A 17,482-nucleotide genomic window follows, 5' to 3' on the forward strand; every position below is an offset into this window, starting at 1 on the left:
ATTAGAATTCACATCTCTATTATTCTACAAATCAGCTTCTACGCATGATTTGCAATATGCTCACCGACTAACCTTCCCGATAACGAAACGATCGGTGTGCCACCGCCTGGGTGCGTGGTTCCCCCTACATACCAGAGACCCTTAACATCGCTTGAACGGTTGCTTGGTCTGAAGAAGGTCTGTTCTACCGAGTTCGAGGAAATCCCATAGATCGCACCCTTATGCGCCAGTGTGTCCTCTGCGATATTTTGTGGTGTATAATGCTGGAGCACAGCTCCCTGATCCAAACCTGTAATTCCATGGCCCTCAAGCACCGAGAGTACTCTTTTACCATAGGAAGCAGTCTCTGTCCGCCAATCACAGGCCTCATTCATATAAGGTGCATTAGCCAAAATAAACAGATTACTGCCTCCTTCAGGAGCCATACCTGACTCTGAATATCCAGAATGGCACACATAAACAGCTGGCTGCTTGGGAGGGATTTTGCGTTCAAAAATATCTATGAATTCTGTCTCATACTGCTCAGGGAAAAATACCGTGTGATGTAATAAAGCTTCATATTTACGGGGAACGCCTGCAAGTGTTACATAACCCGATAAGGAGGGCTCATAAGCAGCAATTTTGCGATCACTCATGGAAGGACGGCTGTTCTCCTCGACAAGCATACGGTTAACACTGAGCACATCGCCTCCGGCAATGACCGTCTTTGCCGGATAGAAGCCGTGTGTTGTATCCACACCTTTGGCTACTCCATTTACCACGGAAATATTCGTAACCTCAATCCCATTCATGATGCGAACGCCTAAGCCTTCTGCCAGTGCAGTAAGACCTTCGACCAGCTTGTAAGTTCCGCCCCGCACACCATAAACTCCTTCTACACTTTCCACATATCCAAGCATGGCGAAAATAGCTGGGGAACGAAACGGGGAAGATCCGACGTAGGTAGCATAACGACCTAACATTGCTAAGGTATGAGGATGGCTAAAGTATTTCAGCAGCAATGATTGCAGACTTAAAAAAGGCCTTACCCGAAGCAAATCCCGTAAGAGAGGAAGTGACATTTTATCTCGCCAAGACAATAGCAATTTATTTAGGAACTGCTTTTCACTAAGATGGTAGAGCACAGCAGCTTCAGCCATAAAATCATCATAACGAAGCGCATCACTTGAACTGTATTTAGCAATCTGAGCCTTCATAAACGCTTGGTCGCGCGAGAAATCCACTATAGTTCCATCAGCAAAAATATTGCGTGTACGTGGCTCCAGCTCATAAATTTCAACATAATCCTCCATGGAGGCACCAGCAAGCTCATAAAGTGAGCGGAATACATGAGGCATTGTTATCGTGCTCGGGCCTCTGTCAAAGGTATAGCCTTCAATCTGAATCCGCTGCAGCTTACCACCAGGGTTCTGTTGGCGTTCCAGCACCGTCACATCCCAGCCTTTTGAGGCTAAGGTTACAGCACAGGACAGTCCACCGAATCCCGCACCGATGATTACTGCCTTTGATTTCATAAGTAACGTCTTCCTTTCCATTCATAGCCTTGACCCGAACGACTGCCCCACCAAGAACTAATTGCAATGACTGCCAAGCAGAGGATACTTACAGAAATCAGCAAGCATAACCATACTGATTGTCTGGCAGACGCATCACTAATCCGCTTAATAGCAATGCCTAACAGACTAGCCGACAACGCCCATGATGCCTCAGCAGCCTGACCTGTCACACTGAAGAAAATAAACGCCGCTAAAGGAAATACATATAACAACGTATACAAACTTAACATTCCCAGTAGAATAACAGAGCGGCGACCCAATCCAGCATAAATATTTTTACGGTAGCCATTCCATACCTCGCTGGCATTATGATACATTCTCATTTCTGCATAGTCCGTAATATCGGCGAGTGTAACCTGATCTCCAGCCTTCTTGACTGCACGGGCTAAGGCCATATCATCTACGAGATCAGATCGAATCGCCGCATGTCCACCACAGCGTATATAACTATTCCTGTGAACTAGCATGAATCCTCCATGCGCTGCTACGAATCGTGGATCGCGGGATGTGCGGACAAGGAGTATTGGCAAATGACAAATGATCGTGAAGGTCATTAAAGGTACCACAAGCTTTTCTAGCCAAGTACCTGTTTGCTGATAAGCAAATCCCGTGATGAGACCCTCTTCTTGAGCATCAGCCATGGCAAGAGCGTTCTCCAAAGCTTCAGGCTTCAGCCGAATATCTGCATCAAGATACAGCAGCCACTCACCAGAGGCTGCCTTCATTAACTGATTGCAGGCATAAGACTTGCCTAACCAGCCAATTGGCAACTCTCTTCCGGCCATAACCTTAACACGCTCATCTCCTGTAGCTCTGGCAATCCTGCCTGTTTCGTCACTTGATCGATCATCCAGAACAATAATTTCCAAGTCCCAACCCGTAATTCTGCAGGCCAACACGGAAGCAAGGCAATCTCCTATATTGTCAGCCTCGTCACGGGCCGGTATCAGTACAGACACACATCGATTACATTCTTCCGTAGAAGAAATCTTACTCCCCTTAGTGATATGTTTCGACTTCGATATTCCAAGCTTCGGTAGCTGGGCTGTATTCCACAGTGCAAACAAATATTGAAGAAGGAGGCATCCAATAATGATCTGCAGAAAGACAATCATCCTCTACCCCGCAGTCGCACAACATCAAACCATTCATTAATAGATCTACCTTGCTTCATGAGTGGAGTAAAGGCCCCCTGAATATAACCCCCGTTATTAACCATCATCAAACGGTGATGATCCAATTGCTCTCTAAGCACGTCCTGCAGCTCCTTTGTGATACAGTTGCGATCCATAGCAGGCCACGGATGAGATATAGCATTGCCCGCCAACAACGTCGCCTCCGGTTTGGAATGCCGGAACAAGCCATGATAAAGCGTGACAGGTACAACAAGTGCTTCTGGACATAATCGAAGTACTAGCCCTACCCCTGCCTGCAACTTTAATGGACGGTGCTCCAGCGGCCGAATTTCCCCTTCTGGATATATCCATATATTCCCTCGTTTATGTAGTAACCTAGCCGTATAACGGAGCGAAGCACTGATATCACTGGTGTTATGCCGATTAATGGAATAGGCACCGAGCTTGCGAAAGAAAGCGTATTTCCGCAGCTGCTCTTCCTCCATCATGAAAAAGTGCTCTCCACTAGTCATGGTTCTCGCTGCGTGGTAAGCCAGTAATCCATCCCACCAAGAACTATGATTCATAATATATAGAATAGGTCTGTCTCCCGCAGATTTTGGCTGCAATTGTCCAGCGACCCCAACATAACGGAAATGTCTCTGAATCAAATAAAGCCGATTGTAATGATAGAACAGCTTATCAAACCCTTTGTGTTTGACGGCTTCCAACATAACGCAAGCTCCCTTCAGCAAGTAACGCCCCTAGCACAGCAATAACTCCACAGAGCAGCAAGCCTTCACGCAGACCAATGGTTCCAAATAAAACTAATATGGCTTGATATAAACGAGTCCCGTTACGAGCAGACAAACTAGTACTCTTAACATTATTTAGCGTTAGGGATAAGATCATCCCTACGATGAACCATCCGACGAAATTGCTCCAAGGCACACCATAGAATCCTCCACTGCTACCCCAATGCCAGAAGCCTCTAGCATGAGCAACGGGGTCCAATACGAAGTCCAGCAGTACAGTCCAAAACCCAATCTGAAGTGCTTTTGCCAGCCGTAATTGTAATCCCCTAAGTCCGAAATCGTAACTAATTAAAGTAGCATTGTATATCACGGCAATCCAAGCAAAGCCTAAGGTAATAGGTACCCCATATAGCAGCGGACCTAAAATATCAGAGTAATCATAAGTACCAAACAGCTTTCCAGAATGAACGCCAATCCACTCAACGGACATACCTAAGGTCCAGATAAGAATAGCCGAGACCCATATAGTAGGCTTGCACTTTCTTATGACTGACTGGTCAGACATTATTGGCTGCTTCAACCCCTTGTAAATTAAATCTGCAGCATAAGCAGCATAAAAAATAAGAAATAGACCATTCGAAAATTGTAAACTTTCAGGAATGCCAAGCCATATTAACAACAGTGCTCCAATAAAATACCATACCCAGAATAGTATTCGGATCATTTAGTACACCGCCGTTCTGCCCTTGCCTCCCAAACTTGGGGCATAACGCATAGCAGTACGATGGAACATCCGAAGCTTAGCCTCATCACTCACATAGGCACGCCTGCGAAATACATCGTAATTGCCTGCGGCTACATCATCGAGAATACCTGCATAAAAGGCGGCGGCCAATTCTACTGCCATCCCACTCTCCGGGGGATAAGTATCCACATTATTAAGCCCCTTCTCAAACCACAGCAGTGCCTCTCTTCTAAGATCCTGCAATACAGCTACAAAACACTCATTAACCACTCCGTCTTCCAGCTCTTGCTGGCTGTACCCGTTCTTTCTCATGATTTCCAAAGGTATATACCTTCTTCCACGCTCCAGATCTTCACCCACATCACGGATAATATTTACGATCTGCATACCAATACCAAGAGCGATCCCTGCTTCCTGCGCTTCATCGCCTCTGTCCTCTCTCAATACAGGGAGCAGCATCTCTCCTACGGTACCTGCTACGAGATAACAATAAGATAGAAGCTCTTCCAGTGTCTCATAATGAGTGAAGGAAAGATCGCTTACCTGACCTTCCATTTGTAGCAGAAACGGCTGTTTATCCAAATGAGGAAAATGATGCAGTAACCAACGTAGTGCAGGCCAGATGAAATGCCCCTCTGCTTGCTCTAAGTTTCGGAAATGATTTCGGAGCTCATGAATCGTATAAGGTGATTTCTCCGGCTCATCTACACTGTCGTCTATTAGGCGGCAAAAGGCATAGATTACATGCACCGCCTCTCGTCGCGGACTAGGCAAGCCATCAAATGCCCTGTAAAACGAAGAAGAACCCTTTCTGATCATTTCCTCACATTTCTGTAATACTTGTTCATTCATGTATGTTCATCTCCTTCATCAGTTCATGAACTGCCAATTTTGCGCCCTGCATAACAATAGGAACGCCGCCGCCAGGATGCACAGATGCACCAGCAGCATATAAACCTTCAATTTTATAGGGCTTAGACTGAGGTCGAAACACACCGGATTGTGTCAGCACGGGTGCGATCCCAAAGCTTCCACCGCCGAACAAACCTTCCTTGGCAGCATCAGCCGGTGTACGAATTTTTCGCCAGACCGTATGAGCAGTAAGCCCAGGAAAACCGCGCTCTTCGGCGTCTGCCAGGACTTGTGAAGCCAAGGGCTCTGCAGCCGTATTCCAATCTATCTCTTCACCGGCAGGTACTGGGACGAGAAAATAAAGTACACTTTCTCCTTCAGGGGCCGCCGTATCATCGAGCATCACCGGATTGAACACATAATAGGAAGGTTTATCAGGGATGCTCTTGCGATTAAATAAATCACGCAAGCTCTTATTCAAGGAATCAGGAAGAAAAAACTGGTGTGTCAGCGACTCCTCCCATTGCTTGGAGACTCCTACATAGATGAGCAGACAACCTGATGAAGGCATGAAATCTTTACGGTACTCTCTCCCTTTAACTTCAGGTAAAAGATTGGACAAGTGTGGAAAATCACCGTTATAGAGCACAGCATCGTAAGCTATCTCTTGTCCACGAACAACAACTCCGTGGCATCTGCCACCATCCACCAGCAGTGACTCTACTTCCGTACCTGTGTGCATGCACACTCCGCGTCTTTCTAGCTCTCGTGCAATGATTCGAGGCAGCTCCCCATATCCTCCCTTCAGCATCCAGACTCCAAAGGCATGCTCTGCATAAGGAAGCATTGTATAAAGACCCGGAGTGCGGAAAGGCGCTCCACCAATGTATAGACTCTGTAGTGAGAAGGCATCCTTCAACTCATCACTGCGAAAATACTGCCCAACTGCGGCCCTAAGATTCTTATAGGCGCGTAAACGAACCATTAGCCTCAAATTCTTTACGCTGAAGAAATCCCTGCGAGTCTTGAAGCCCCGTTCCAGAAAAGAAGCTTTCCCTAAGGGATACAGACCCGACATCTCTTTCATAAATCTAATGAATCCTTGCCCTTCACCGGGAAAACACCTCTCGATCTCAGCTGCCTGCGCCTCTATTCCATTCACTTTGGTCAAGGTACGTCCACTCTTAAAATGAACACGGTAGAGAGGATCGCACCGTAGCAACTCCAGACTCTCCGGTGGTAGGCCGCCCTCTTCCAGAATGCTCAGCAGCATCTCCGGTAGTAGTACAATTGTTGGTCCTTGATCGATCCGGTAACGGCCATTCTCTTCAAAAGCCACACGTCCACCAACCCGAGGTGCACGTTCATACATCGTAACCTCCTGCCCACGCTTGCTTAGCAGAAGTGCTGCTGTAAGACCGCCTATGCCGCTGCCCACAATAGCAACCCGACTCATAATGAAGCTCCCGTTCCGGCGAATCCTGTGGATACGACCTTAGATCTAGCTGCACGGTCTTGCTCCTTCAGCAGAGCCACACTAATTTTCGCCGATTCAAATATCGTCGGAAGACCACTTCCGGGATGAGTTCCTCCGCCAACCAACCAAATTCCCTTCACCTCTTCAAAGGTGTTATGAGGCCGCATATACATCATCTGCCCGAGATTATGAGCCAAATTAAACGTTGCACCGTTATATACATCCAGCTTGTTCCGCCAATCCAGTGGCGAGAAGAACAAACTCTCCTCTATTCTCTGAGGCAAATTCTCTAGACCTGGAATACGCTGCAGACGCTCCATCATATCTTGCTTGACCAGTTCACCCTCCTGCTCCCAATTAATATCAGCCGTCAGGTTGGGCACTGGCATCAGCACGTAAAGAGAAGATTTGCCTGCTGGGGCCAACGTGGGATCTAGCACCGAGGGATTATGAACGTATATCGATGCGTCCGCGGAAAGCTTGCCAAGCCGTGTGAGCTCATCTACATTGAGCCGATAATCGTCAGCGAAATGAACGGAGTGATGAGCCAATTCAACAGCTCCGTCTACTCCCAAATAGAGCATGGCTGTAGAACAGGAGTACCGCTTACGCGATATTTTATCTGGTGAATAACGCTTTAGAATACCAGGCTCGAATAACTGTGTCATAGCTGAACCAAAATCAGCTCCCAGCACCACATAATCGGCCTCTACTTTCTCTCCATTCTCCAGCAATAAACCACACGCCTGCCCGTTCTGTACCAAGACTCGCTTTACTCCGCAAGAAGTATGTACAATTCCACTGTACTCCGAAATAATCTTTGCCATTGCCGTTAGCACACGGTTAATTCCACCAATGGGATGATACAGTCCATATCGGTGCTCCATAAAAGAAAGAATCGTAAAGGTACCCGGACATTCCCACGGCGACATCCCCAAATATTTAGCCTGAAATGCAAAAGCAAACCTCAGACGTTCATCATCAAAATATTTGGAAAGTCTGTTATATACAGTGTCGGTTGCATGCAGTTTGGGCAGTGCATGTAGGACATCCTTTTTGACATAGTCCCCTACAGATTGAAAAGGCCGTTGCAGCAGCGGAATTACCCGGTCCAGCTTATCTTGTTCCTCAGCCATGAATCGTTTATATCCACTACCGTTTCCGGGGAACAACTTCTCTATCTCTTCAGCGGTCCACTCTTGATCCGTAGAAGGGGTAAATACGGTCTCTCCAAAATGAAGCGAATAAAGCGGGTCAAGCTCTTTCAAATTCACATAATCTTTCAGGGATCGACCAGCGGAGGCAAATAACTCTTCCAGCAAATGCGGCATCATTAAAAATGTAGCTCCACGATCAAATCGGTAATCACCTAGACGAAGTTCACCTGAACGACCTCCAACAACCTCCTGCTTCTCATAAACTGCGACATCATAGCCGTCAGCAGCTAGGAGCATAGCAGCAGCAAGCCCTCCCGGACCTCCTCCAACCACCGCAACCCTAGCTGTGTTTCTTCTGCTCATACGTTCCCTCCTTCACAGCATTATATGTTAATTAAACATTATACAAAAATCATACAAACACTATACAAATATCATACAGTGTTTATACAGCTATGTAAATAACTCTGTAGGATCCCTCCTTTTTCAATAAAAAAAGAGCCTGCCATATCACCCGAAAGTGATATTACAGACTCCTATTTATATATCTATTTTCTTGATCAGAAGGATTACTTGATCTTTATACTTGTAAACACATGATCAAACCACGCTTGCCAGTGTTCCGCAGGTTCTGTCATTACATAATCCGCTTTAGATAAAGAAGGGTCTCTTTCATAGCCCTTGCCACCTACGAGGAATTTAGCCCCTGGACATACCTTTCTTAGCCGCTCTATAAGCTCCTCACTAAAGGGTATCAAATCTTTATCCGTAATCGACAGACAAATCAAGCCTACCCGACTTTGTTGTTCCAGCATCGAGATGATCCCTTCCTCAGGCGTGTTTGCTCCTAAGTAGATAACCTCCATTCCGTTTTTGCGCAAAAACAAGGCGAATAACAACAGCCCGACTTGATGATGCTCTCCTGCAGGGCAGAAAGCCAGCACTTTCGGCAAATGGGAGTAAACGGGGAATACGTGGAATATTTGATAGAACCGGTTGGAGATCATATGCGTGGTGTAATGTTCTTGCGCTACCGTTGCTATGCCAGCTTCCCAGGCATCGCCTACTTGTATCAAGATTGGCACAAGTACCTGATGGAACATTGCTTCATAACCATAAAGAGATAAACCAAAATCAATTAAGGCATTAGCTCGCTCTCCCTGAAAGTCATGTAGTGCATTGTATATTTGTTCTTTCATTTTCTCAAAAGCATCCTGAGTATTTCCGCTTGCGACTGAAAGCGTATCATCCAGTTGTTTTTCTTTACGAGCCTTCAGCATTCGAACAGCATGCGATATGCTTACCCCTTGTTGCTCGGTCTGTTCCTTCAGCCAGCGCAGATCCTCGACATTCTCATGGCTATACAGTCTGTACCCGGATTCGGTACGTTCAGGTGTAACCGCCTGGTACCGATTCTCCCAAGCTCTGAGCGTCACGGAAGGAATATCCAGCATTTCAACAACCTGTTTGATGGAATACATGATAGAACTCACTCACTTTCCCTAATGCAACTGCCCAAATTCGCAATCATAAACATTATACAAATCTTTCACACTCATTATACATAAGCCAATGTGTTATGTCATTAGACGTTATGATACGGAAACTGCTTCATTTCTCCCCACTAGGTGTTAATAGGTTGGTACATGCCGGAGCATATTAAGTTTATAGGAAGTGCTCTGCAATACTTTCAGGAGGAACTTCCGATGACATCAGATCGTGAACAACCCGTTCAGCCCCAAACGATTCAAAATATAACCCATGCTTTAGATCAAAAAAAGCGCACCTCTTCACGACGCCGCAAACGAGTGATATGGACTTGCATCATTCTAATTCTCTGGTTAATCGGCGTAATGATATATCAGACACATAAACCTCTTCCCGCAGGGATTTCCTATGAAAGTCCCCTATACAAAGTGAATAATGTATCCTTCTGGCATGATCTAACTTATCCAGACGGGACGGACACAGGTAAGCAGGAGAGTGAAATTCTTCCGAGAATTCTACAGATCGTCGAGGAGTCAAGGGAGTTCTTAGTCATTGACCTGTTTCTGTTCAATGATTATACCCATAAGGATCAGTCATTTCCTCCAGTCAGTCGAATGCTGACTGATAAGTTAATCTCACAAAAGCAAACCTATCCGGAAATGGAGATTGTCTTCATCACCGATGAGGTCAATACTAACTACAACTCAGCGCCCAATCATCTTTTAGAAGAAATGAAGGCCGTAGGGATTCGAGTCATCATGACCGATGTTAATGCGCTGCGAGATTCTACACCTGCATATTCAGCCTTCTGGCGCACCTTCATCCAATGGTTCGGACAATCCGGTAAAGGCTTTATCCCTAATCTTATGGCCAGTGGTGGACCGGATATTACCGCTCGATCTTATCTGAAGCTGCTCAATGTAAAGGCGAACCATCGTAAAGTGATTGTTAGTGAGAACACCGCACTAATTTCCTCTGGAAATGTTCACGATGCCAGCGCCTACCACTCCAATATTGCTCTGGAGGTACAGGGTCCAATTATTGCTGATATTCTCCAGACCGAGCAGGCAGCAGCCAATCTTTCAGATGCAGGGCCATTGCTACTTCATAAGCCCAATTTCACCCAAGAAAAAAACCTACCCTCAGCGGAAGCTCTAGAAGTTCGCTATTTAACAGAAGGAAAGGTATACAAATATGCGCTGCAAGGCATTAGATCCGCCCGGAAGGGGGATACCGTATGGATGGGGATGTTCTATCTTGCTGACGATGCCATTCTGGATGCGTTGGTTGAGGCTACATCACGCGGCGCTAAGGTAAACCTAATCCTGGATCCAAATCAGAACGCCTTCGGGCGTGATAAAATCGGGATCCCCAACCGTCCGGTTGCCATGGATCTGAACAAACGCACGAACGGTGAAATTTCTATTCGTTGGTACAATACAACCAAAGAGCAATATCATCCGAAGCTGCTCTTTATTGCCAAACAAACCGAGAGCTCCATCGTTCTTGGCGGTTCTACCAATTTCACCACACGCAATCTAGATGACTACAATCTGGAGAATGATCTGTGGATTTCTATGAAGCGGGATCAGCCGCTGTTCACAGAAATGGAAGCCTACTTCAATCGATTGTGGAATAACGAGGGGCATGCATTCACTTTGCCTTTTGAAGCCTATCAGAGCGATGTGACCTGGTTCAAGTACATCCTGTTCCGGCTGCAGACTAACCTGGGCTTTACTACCTTTTAAGCGAAAAAAATAAAAAAACCACCGTTGAGAAGGCAACACTCTCTGCGGTGGTTTAGCTTGTAATGAAGTTATAGCAGGGGGGACATTAATCTGGCGGCAGATTCCAGTATACGTACCACCATGCGTTTATTCATAAAGGTCTCATGCACAATCTGAGTGGTAGACAGTAAATCCCGTTCAAAATCAGCAACGATTCGTGTAACACTCTCTGTCTGAAGCAGTAATGCGTTAACCTCAAAGTTAAGATGGAAGCTCCGCATGTCCATATTTGCCGTACCAATAGTCGCTATTTCACCATCCACGATTAAAAGCTTAGAGTGTATAAAGCCCTTTTCGTATTCATAAATCTTCACTCCAGCCTCCAGCAATGCCGGGAAATAGGAGTGCGAAGCCAGAAACGGAATCCATTTATCCGGCTTAGCAGGGAATAACAAGCGAACATCTAGACCGGATATGGCTGCTACACGGATCGCAGTTAGGATATCCTCGTCCGGAATGAAATAAGGGCTGGCAATCCATACTGATTTCTCAGCAGAAGTGATCATGGAGAAGAATATATTTTTGAGTGCACGGCGTTCATTGTCCGGTCCACTCGCAATAATCTGTACTGCTCCGTCCCCTGTCATGAAGTGTAGCTGTGGTGTGAGATAATCCTGCTCCAGTATTTTTTCACCTGTAGTATGCATCCAATCTTGCAAGAAAATGATTTGCATCGTCCGTACCGCTTCGCCTCTAATCAACATATGGGTGTCGCGCCAGAATCCATAAGTTTTGCTGCGGCTTAAGTATTCATCCCCCACATTGAGTCCACCCATGAACCCGACATCGCCATCGATGACGACAATTTTTCGGTGATTCCGGTAATTCACCCGGCTAGAGAAAAAGGAGGTGGAATTACCATATGAAGCCACCTGTACCCCAGCATCAACCATCTCTTTCAAAAAGGCTCTGGAAAGCTGAAAGCTACCTACTGCATCATACATGAATCGAACTGACACACCCGCGCGTGCCTTCGCGATCAAAATCTGTTGAATACGCGTTCCAATATGATCCGCACGGAAGATGTAATACTCCATATGTATATGGTGTTTAGCTTGTCGCAACTCTAACAGTAATGTCCCAAACGTCTCTTCACCATTGGTGAGTATACGCGTCTCTGAAGCAAAGGAAATCGGAGTGCGCGCTAAGGTCTTGGATAATAGCAGTAGTTTTTGGCGAGAGGGATCAAAGACCGACCAATCTTGATGCGTGCGTAAGGCGTCATTCTCAATCCGCTCATAGGCCATAAGATCTCGTTGTGCTTTTTTATCATATTTACGGCGTTTAAACACGTTCTGTCCGAATAAAAAATAGAAGACTAGACCTAGCACCGGGATCAACGCAAGCAACAGAATCCAAGACATTGTCGTAGAAGGATTACGGTTCTCCATAAAAATAGCCAAACTAATCGAAATGACGGTCAGTGTGGAGAAAATACTAATAATCGTTCCAGCAGTACTCCCAAAAATACCAAAACCAAAATAATAAAATGCTATGAAAGCCCCAATAATAATTATAGATTGAAGTCCTCTTCTCATATTGTACCTACCTTCTTATTCATACAAGCAACACCAAAATGACACATTTATATATTACATGAAGAACCTATATCTTCCTAGACAATTACTGTGTAAAAATCTATTTACAACAAAACTGTAACCCTTCTGATCTGAAATTTGTAATGACAGGATGGATCGAATATAATTATTTTGACCGATTAGTCAATTATAGAACTGGGTAGTCAGAAAGGAGGTTATCCCCCAATGAGCGATAAAACTGTGGACAAGCAGGAACAGATTATTAAGATCGCCATGCAGTTATTCGCTGTGAAAGGCTCTTCTTCCACGTCCATGCAAGAGATCGCCGAATTATGCGGAATTTCGAAGGGAAGCTTGTATCTAGTATTCAAATCCAAAGAAGAACTGGAACGCAGTATTTTTCTCTACTGTTACCGAATGATTCGTGATCCCTTATTACGTGAAGAACAAGAAACCCAAAGAACACCGCGTGAAAAGCTTAGGAATCAAATAGAAATTCTACTGAGCCATGTATACGAATTACGGGAGTTCTTACAGCGTCAAATTCAGGAAGTTGCCGGAAAAGGATTTGATACTGAAGTACCGGAATGGCTACGTAGAAACAATGCTTCCTTCTTGCGCTGGTTTCAGGTGAAGATGGAGACCCTTTATGGAAAAGACATCGTTCCCTATACCGGAGATTTATGTATTGTAGGTCATGGACTAATCAAGTCATATATTGCGGTTATTTTTCGTCAGGATACCCATTTGTCCCTTGCCGTTATGGCTGATCATCTAATGAATCTACTAGATATTATTGTAGCTGGTCTTCTTACAAGTAAGCAGGCGCCTCTCATCAACTCTACTATTCTAGCAAGCTGGATGGAGGAGAATGAGGAGAGTAAGCGCAAGAATCCACTTCAGATCATTAAGGACATGAAGACTGTGGTCAGTAAATTAGATAGTATAGAACCCGAAGAGTCAGCCGATTTGCTGGAATCACTCAACATTCTAGAAGGCGAAGTTCTCTTACCACACCCACGCAAAGCAATCATACAGGGGATGTTGTCCAACCTCCAATCCTGCTCAGAGCTCACTACACCATTGGAAGAATTGAGGAAGCTGGTTACCTCTTTTTCAAATCATTCATGCGTATTTCGTTAATTGCTCTATAAAGAGTTCGTGAGAGAGAAGAACATGGATAGCGAGTATTATAAATTTTCAAAATGGCGCCTATTTCGTAAAGAAAAGGCCCGAGAGGAGCAGAAACGAAACTTATGAAAAGCTTAATTAATTTCTCGCTCAGGAACAAATTTGCCATTTGGCTTCTGACGATAATCATTGTATTTGCCGGTTTATATAGCGGACTGACAATGAAGCAAGAAACCTTACCTAATATTAGTATACCCTATCTTAGCGTAACAACCATTTATCCGGGTGCTGCACCAGAAGGTGTCGTAAATGATGTCAGCAAACCCTTGGAGCAAAAGCTACGCAATGTGGATGGTGTAAAAACGATCACCTCTACTTCTCTGGAGAATGCCTCCAGTATCCAAATTGAGTTCGATTATGGTACGAATCTGGATAATGCGACAGCAGCAGTTCGCGAATCGCTAAATGAAGTCTCACTGCCAGACAATGCGCAGAAGCCTTCCATTTCTCGCTTTAGCCTTAGCTCAATGCCTGTCGTTTCCCTCAGTCTATCCAATGGGGATTCAGAGGATCTTGAGGAACTAACCCGTATTGCCGAGAACGACATTCGCCCTGCCCTTGAGGATGTTGAGGGTGTCGCTTCTATACAAATCTCTGGACAATATGTTAAAGAAGTTTCGCTTAAGTTCAATCAAGACAAGCTGAGCCAATACGGATTAACCGAAGATACAGTTAAAGGTATTATTCAAGGCTCTTCCCTCCGTGTTCCACTAGGACTGTTCGAGATGGACAAAGCCCAAAAGGCAGTAGTAATAGATGGCAACATCACTACTGTTGATGATCTTAAAAATGTGGCCATTCCAGTGATGCCAACTGGGGCTGCCGGTGCTGTTGGCACTGGTTCTCCTGGAGCTGAGGCTGGTGGGGCTGCCGGAGCAGGTGCCGGAAGTGCGGCTGGTGCTGGCGCTGTAGGCGGAGCTGCAAATATGGGACTGCCAACTGTGAAGCTGGGAGAGCTTGCCACGATTGAGGTTGTTGGAAATTCTGAATCTATCTCCCGTACGAATGGTAAAGAATCGATCGGTATCCAGATTGTCAAAGCCAATGATGCCAACACTGTTGATGTCGTAAATGGTGTTAAAGACAAAACTGAAGAATTAAAAGCACAATATAAAGGCATCGATCTAACAGTTCTGCTTGACCAAGGTAAGCCGATTGAGGACTCCGTAAATACAATGCTGTCCAAGGCAGTATTTGGTGCACTTTTCGCAGTAATCATCATTTTGGTCTTCCTGCGGAATATCCGTTCGACGATCATTTCTATCATCTCAATTCCATTATCACTACTGATCGCAGTGTTATGTCTGCGTCAAATGGATATCACGCTTAATATGATGACCCTTGGAGCGATGACCGTTGCCATCGGACGGGTAGTCGATGACTCGATTGTCGTCATAGAGAACATATACCGGCGGCTCTCCTTATCTGGTGAGAAGCTAAAAGGTCGGGAATTAATCAGTGCAGCGACCCGTGAAATGTTCGTACCCATCATGTCCTCAACGATTGTAACCATCGCGGTGTTCTTACCGCTTGCTCTCGTAAGTGGTATGGTTGGCGAGCTGTTCTTGCCTTTCGCTTTAACCATGGTCTTCGCCCTGCTCGCTTCATTGGTAGTTGCGATTACCCTAGTGCCTGCAATGGCTCACTCGCTGTTCCGCAACGGATTGAAAGGTAAGAAAACGCATAGTGAGAAACCAGACAGACTGTCTGCCGGTTATCAAAAAATTCTGAACTGGTGTCTTTCTCATAAGCTGGTTACGTTCGGAGTTGCAGTTCTCCTCCTTGCGGGCAGCTTGTTCCTGATCAAGCCTATCGGCGTTAGCTTTATGCCTTCTCAAGAGGATAAAACGGTAATGTTAACATACTCACCAAAGGCTGGACAAAGAACTGAAGAAGTTCAAGAGCAAGGTCTGAAAGCTGAGAAATATATTTTAGCGCAGCAGCATGTGGATAAAATGCAATATTCCATCGGTGGCGGCGGCCCAATGGGTATGGGCGGATCCAGCAACTCAGGACTCTTTTTCATCGTTTATGATAGCGATACTCCTGATTTCGAAAACGTAAAAGAGAAGTTGATCGAAGGCTTAGCCGCAGAAGTTCCAGATGGTGTATGGGGCGATATGTCCGCCATGATGAGCGGAGGTATGGGTGGAAGCACGTTAACCGTAAATGTATTCGGAGATGAACTAGATCAAATTAAGCCGGTAGCGGATGACATCGCCAAGATCGTACAAGCTGACACCGCTAATTTCAAAGATGGAGAAACAAGCCTCAAAGAAGCTTACGATCAATATACGATTGTAGCGGATCAAGAAAAGCTTAGCTCCCTTGGACTTACAGCGGGACAAATTGCGATGAAGCTTGCTCCTGCCGGCACACGTCCAGTACTCACAGAAGTAGAAATGGACGGCAAGAACTACAAAGTCTATATCGAAACTGATAAAGAAACGTATAAGAGTATTAAAGAAATGGAAGAGGCTACATTGACTTCACCACTAGGCATTTCCGTGCCAATCGGGCAAGTCGCTAAAATTGAAAACGGCTCTTCCCCTGACTCGATTACTCGGATGGACGGTAAAATGAAGGTAGATGTCACTGCTGAGATTATTTCTAGTGACGTCAATAGTGCTTCAAATATCGTGAAGGAAAAAGTTGATGCTATGGAATTACCTGATGGCGTAACGGTTAGCTTCGGTGGTGTAACTGAGCAGATCAATGATACGTTTGGTCAATTAGGTATTGCTATGGCGGCTGCTATTGCCATCGTATACTTCGTGCTTGTGGTTACATTTGGCGGTGGATTAGCTCCATTTGCTATCCTGTTCTCACTTCCTTTCACCATCATCGGGGTACTCGTAGCCCTTCTGATTGCTGGGGAAACCTTAAACGTCTCCTCCCTCATGGGTGCGCTGATGTTGATTGGTATCGTAGTTACGAATGCGATTGTCCTCATCGACCGCGTTATTCATAAGGAAAAAGAAGGAATGACCACACGTCAAGCCTTGCTTGAAGCAGGCGGCACACGTTTACGTCCAATCTTGATGACTGCACTTGCAACAATTGGTGCATTGCTGCCACTGGTTACAGGACTTGAAAACAGTGCGGGGATCATCTCCAAAGGACTAGGCGTTACCGTTATCGGCGGTTTGATCAGCTCCACACTGCTGACACTTGTAGTAGTACCAGTTGTGTATGAGTTCCTGATGAAATTCCGCAGCAAAAAGGTAATTGACTAAAACACTTGATGCGAATCAAGTAAACACGCTAGATGAAGAAGCTGTCTCAAAAGTAGTGAATGCTACTTATGGGACAGCTTCTTTTTTATGGAATGGGCAAAGTAACGGGCGCTACTTATCCATTATTTTTTTGGGTTGTGTAATGGGGCTTTTATACGGTGGCGGCGAGTGATTCGCAATAGGCTACTATGTAACGGACAGTGGTTCTAAAAATAATTAGGGAAAAGCTCCCTAAAAAAAGCCAATAATCACTCAAAATTAATGAAATTAGGGAATTTCTCCCTGAAAATCAGCTAATTCGCCTGATTTATTGCCCAGTCAGGTGAATTATAGGGATTTTTTCCCTAATTACATGTCTTGTGAGCATTAACCCCAGACTTTTAGGGAGAAATTCCCTAATTATTATTCTAGAGCTTCACTCGGATCGGAATTTGAGACTTCACTCAGATCATCATTTACCTACTTCACTTGGATCACCGCTTGGATCACCGCTTCGTTCACCATTCGACGCTTCATTTTCCAGCATAATTCACACCTCTTCAGCACGAAAAACCCGGCCTAATTTATAGGCCGGGCTCTGTATTA

Annotated in this window: 13 protein-coding genes; 4 read left to right on the plus strand and 9 right to left on the minus strand. The window is 45.3% G+C overall.

Going from position 1 to position 17,482, the window contains the following annotated elements; translation table 11 throughout:
• Positions 1–38: 38 nt before the first annotated feature.
• From ACN6MV_RS29420 to ACN6MV_RS29455, 8 genes are all read right to left on the minus strand, one after another.
• Complete coding sequence (locus ACN6MV_RS29420) at positions 39–1,514, minus strand: phytoene desaturase family protein (RefSeq protein ID WP_081389829.1); 1,476 nt, start codon at positions 1,512–1,514, stop codon at positions 39–41.
• Entirely contained in the window at positions 1,511–2,671 is a 1,161-nt protein-coding gene (locus ACN6MV_RS29425; RefSeq protein ID WP_042131388.1) for a glycosyltransferase, read from the minus strand. The genes ACN6MV_RS29420 and ACN6MV_RS29425 overlap by 4 nt, the downstream gene beginning before the upstream one ends.
• Entirely contained in the window at positions 2,668–3,405 is a 738-nt protein-coding gene (locus ACN6MV_RS29430) for a lysophospholipid acyltransferase family protein (RefSeq protein ID WP_042131389.1), read from the minus strand. The genes ACN6MV_RS29425 and ACN6MV_RS29430 overlap by 4 nt, the downstream gene beginning before the upstream one ends.
• Positions 3,374–4,150 (minus strand): carotenoid biosynthesis protein, encoded by a 777-nt coding sequence (locus tag ACN6MV_RS29435; RefSeq protein WP_419885371.1) that lies wholly within the window; start codon positions 4,148–4,150, stop codon positions 3,374–3,376. Before ACN6MV_RS29435 ends, ACN6MV_RS29430 begins: the two co-directional genes overlap by 32 nt.
• Entirely contained in the window at positions 4,151–5,023 is an 873-nt protein-coding gene (locus tag ACN6MV_RS29440; protein ID WP_042131391.1) for a phytoene/squalene synthase family protein, read from the minus strand.
• On the minus strand, positions 5,016–6,479 hold the full coding sequence (locus tag ACN6MV_RS29445) for a phytoene desaturase family protein (RefSeq protein WP_419885372.1): 1,464 nt from the start codon (positions 6,477–6,479) through the stop codon (positions 5,016–5,018). The genes ACN6MV_RS29440 and ACN6MV_RS29445 overlap by 8 nt, the downstream gene beginning before the upstream one ends.
• Positions 6,476–8,020 carry a phytoene desaturase family protein gene (locus ACN6MV_RS29450; protein WP_419885373.1) on the minus strand — a complete coding sequence of 515 codons (1,545 nt, stop codon included), beginning with the start codon at positions 8,018–8,020 and terminating at the stop codon, positions 6,476–6,478. Before ACN6MV_RS29450 ends, ACN6MV_RS29445 begins: the two co-directional genes overlap by 4 nt.
• A gap of 206 nt (positions 8,021–8,226) precedes the next feature.
• Positions 8,227–9,138 (minus strand): MerR family transcriptional regulator, encoded by a 912-nt coding sequence (locus tag ACN6MV_RS29455; RefSeq protein WP_419885374.1) that lies wholly within the window; start codon positions 9,136–9,138, stop codon positions 8,227–8,229.
• Positions 9,139–9,363: 225 nt separating this feature from the next.
• On the opposite strand from ACN6MV_RS29455, the gene ACN6MV_RS29460 reads away from it, so the two are divergent.
• A complete protein-coding gene (locus ACN6MV_RS29460) occupies positions 9,364–10,893 on the plus strand; it encodes a phospholipase D family protein (RefSeq protein WP_419885375.1) in 1,530 nt (509 codons plus the stop codon).
• A 68-nt stretch (positions 10,894–10,961) separates the two neighbouring features.
• On the opposite strand, the gene cls is transcribed toward ACN6MV_RS29460, so the two are convergent.
• Positions 10,962–12,470, minus strand: coding sequence for a cardiolipin synthase (gene cls / locus ACN6MV_RS29465; RefSeq protein WP_076119018.1), 1,509 nt, complete (start codon positions 12,468–12,470; stop codon positions 10,962–10,964).
• A 225-nt stretch (positions 12,471–12,695) separates the two neighbouring features.
• Between cls and ACN6MV_RS29470 the strand changes: the two genes are divergently transcribed.
• The 3 genes from ACN6MV_RS29470 (at position 12,696) to ACN6MV_RS29480 (ending at position 17,069) form a co-directional block, all read left to right on the plus strand.
• The gene (locus tag ACN6MV_RS29470; RefSeq protein ID WP_375104228.1) at positions 12,696–13,613 is read left to right on the plus strand and encodes a TetR/AcrR family transcriptional regulator; all 918 of its coding nucleotides are present in this window, start codon (positions 12,696–12,698) and stop codon (positions 13,611–13,613) included.
• A 113-nt stretch (positions 13,614–13,726) separates the two neighbouring features.
• Positions 13,727–16,897 (plus strand): efflux RND transporter permease subunit, encoded by a 3,171-nt coding sequence (locus ACN6MV_RS29475; RefSeq protein WP_419885376.1) that lies wholly within the window; start codon positions 13,727–13,729, stop codon positions 16,895–16,897.
• Positions 16,890–17,069 carry a hypothetical protein gene (locus ACN6MV_RS29480; RefSeq protein ID WP_419885377.1) on the plus strand — a complete coding sequence of 60 codons (180 nt, stop codon included), beginning with the start codon at positions 16,890–16,892 and terminating at the stop codon, positions 17,067–17,069. Before ACN6MV_RS29475 ends, ACN6MV_RS29480 begins: the two co-directional genes overlap by 8 nt.
• Positions 17,070–17,482 lie beyond the last annotated feature (413 nt).

It is taken from the genome of Paenibacillus sp. B-A-8, from assembly GCF_048572915.1.
Classification (GTDB): Bacteria; Bacillota; Bacilli; order Paenibacillales; family Paenibacillaceae; genus Paenibacillus_AQ.